Source organism: Daejeonella sp. (genome assembly GCF_044232565.1).
Classification (GTDB): Bacteria; Bacteroidota; Bacteroidia; order Sphingobacteriales; family Sphingobacteriaceae; genus Daejeonella.
Genome location: NZ_JBIILQ010000300.1, coordinates 1 through 2,780, shown reverse-complemented (window position 1 = coordinate 2,780; position 2,780 = coordinate 1). Strand labels below are relative to the sequence as shown.

At 40.9% G+C, this 2,780-nt stretch carries 2 protein-coding genes and 1 pseudogene; all 3 read left to right on the top strand.

Features of this window, described 5'->3' with window-relative positions:
- Positions 1–1,041 (top strand): PIG-L family deacetylase (locus ACILQF_RS12395; protein ID WP_395627714.1); only part of this gene is annotated, 1,041 nt, incomplete at its 5' end.
- A gap of 9 nt (positions 1,042–1,050) precedes the next feature.
- Positions 1,051–2,586, top strand: a complete 1,536-nt coding sequence (locus ACILQF_RS12390; protein ID WP_395627713.1) for a sulfatase — start codon at positions 1,051–1,053, stop codon at positions 2,584–2,586.
- A 54-nt stretch (positions 2,587–2,640) separates the two neighbouring features.
- Positions 2,641–2,780: pseudogene (locus ACILQF_RS12385) on the top strand (DUF5009 domain-containing protein); the annotation flags it as partial.

Below are 2,780 nucleotides of genomic sequence, written 5' to 3'. Positions count from 1 at the left end.
AAACCTATTCTGAAGCTTACCGAAGAAGATTATAACAGCCACGGTATGGCGCAGCTCGCTACGGAGCAGGGTCCGGTTTACAACATTAATATTCACATTTTCAATAAATTACAACATACCATCACCGGATGGCCGGGCGGAAAGGGCAATGCCGACGATTCACAAAGACCAGAACGTGCAGTACCTGATAAAAAACGCTCCATTATTTTTTCACCGCATCCTGATGATGATGTAATTTCAATGGGTGGTACCTTCATTCGTTTGGTTGATCAAGGCCATGATGTTCATGTAGCCTACCAAACTTCAGGAAATACCGCCGTTTGGGATGATGATGCACTTCGTTTTGTTGAATTTGCACGTGATTTTAGCAAATCTATAGACTTAGATACCAGTAAGTTAGATGATCTTTATGTTTCGATGCGTAAGTTCTTGGATAATAAACAACCTAACCAAGCAGATACTCCGGAAATTCAAACGCTGAAAGGCCTAATCCGTAAAGGAGAGGCAATTAGCGGCGCACGTTTTGCCGGTTTAAAAGATGATCATATTCATTTTATGGCCCTGCCTTTTTACGATAGAGGTAAAACTTCTCGTAACCCTGTTGACGAAGATGATGTACTTATCACCATGGAGCTTCTTGAAAGAATAAAACCTCATCAAGTGTTTGCTGCAGGCGATTTTGCTGATCCTCATGGAACACACAAGGTTTGTTTTGACATCATTATTGAAGCATTAAAGCGCCTAAAAGACCGTGAATGGACTAAGGATTGCTGGCTATGGCTCTACCGTGGAGCTTGGCATGAATTTGAAACTCATGAAATCCAAATGGCTGTACCGCTTTCTCCACAGGAGGTTATCCGCAAGCGCCTAGCCATATTTAAACATCAGTCACAAAAAGATGTTCCCATTTTCCCTGGCGATGATGCGCGCGAATTCTGGGTACGTGCTGAAGATCGTACACGTGAAACTGCTAAAGCATATGACCGTCTGGGATTAGCAGAGTATGAAGCTATGGAAGCCTTTGTGCGTTGGGAATACTAACTAATTAAAATGAATTTTGGAGCTCGACTTTTTATTGCGCTAGTAATTAGCCTATTAGGCTTAAAGTCCTTTGGGCAACAATCGCCGAGACCCAATATTGTGGTTATCTTAACCGATGACCATGCAGTGAGTACCATTGGGGCTTATGGATCAAAATATGGGGCCACGCCCAATCTTGACCGACTTGCAAAAGAAGGTGCACTTTTCAATCGTGCATTTGTAGTCAATTCCATCTGCGGCCCAAGTAGAGCTGTGCTCCTAACCGGAAAATACAGCCATACCAATGGAATGAGAGATAACCGCGACCGCTTCGATGCCTCTCAAGATGTATTTCCAGCACGCCTTAAACAATCGGGATTTCAAACTGCCTGGATTGGAAAATGGCATTTGGTTTCTTATCCTCAAGGTTTTGATTATTGGAATATTTTGCCCGGACAAGGGCTCTACTACAATCCTAACATGATAAGCATGGCTGGTGATACTACACGGCACGATGGTTATGCAACAGATATTATTACCGAAAAAACCATCAGCTGGCTCGAAAAAAGGGATCAAACCAAGCCATTTTTTGTGGTAGTAGGTGAAAAAGCACCCCATCGTACCTGGATGCCCGACACCACTGACTTAGGAAAATTTGACCATATCAATTTCCCATTACCTAAAAATTTTTACGATAATTACGAAAACCGCATCGCCGCCGAAATGCAGGACATGTCGATCGAAAAAACCATGAAACTGGGTTATGATCTCAAAATGACCAGCGACCCCGACGCATCGGCAGCTTCTTTTGTCAAAAGAATGAGTCCGGAGCAAAGAACAAAATGGAATAACTATTATAGCCAAATCGAAAATAATTTTCTTAAAAAGAAACTTACTGGAAAGGCTTTAGTTGAATGGAAGTTTCAACGTTACATGAAAGATTATTACAGTACAACGCTCTCCCTCGACCGAAACGTTGGTAAAATTCTGGATTACCTCGATAGAAATAATTTAAGCAAAAACACCATTGTTGTATACACATCCGACCAAGGTTTTTATATGGGCGAGCATGGCTGGTTCGACAAACGTTTTATGTATGAAGAATCCATGCGAACACCCTTAATTATTCGCTATCCGGGACTTATCAAACCTGGAACCGTGTCAAATCAATTAGTATCAAACGTTGATTTTGCACCCACCTTTTTAGAGGCAGCTGGACTTGCTATTCCCAAAGAAATTCAGGGGAAATCGATGATGGCAATTCTAAAAGATCCGAAAGCTAGCATACGAAATTCAGTTTACTACCATTTCTTTGAATACCCTGGAGAGCACAGTGTTTTAAAGCATTTTGGGATTCGCACAAATCGATTTAAGCTCATCCGCTTTTATGATCACCAAAATTTCTGGGAACTTTATGACCTCGAAAAAGATCCAAAAGAGATGAAAAATATTTACGGACATAAAAAATATGAGTCTATAACTGCCGATCTCAAAAAGCAACTGGAGCAATTCTGTATCGAAAATAAGGATACTGAAGCACTAAAAGCGCTTTCACAAAATCTCTAACACAATATTTTCGGCATTATTGTAAATACTATTAAGCAATACTATCTTTATAGGATGTCTGAACCATCAATTCTACAAAAATCGCCTGCAAGACTCTTATCCTTAGATGTTTTTAGAGGCTTAACTGTTGCCGCAATGATCCTGGTCAATAATCCAGGAAGCTGGTCCCATATTTATGGACCTTTAAAACATGC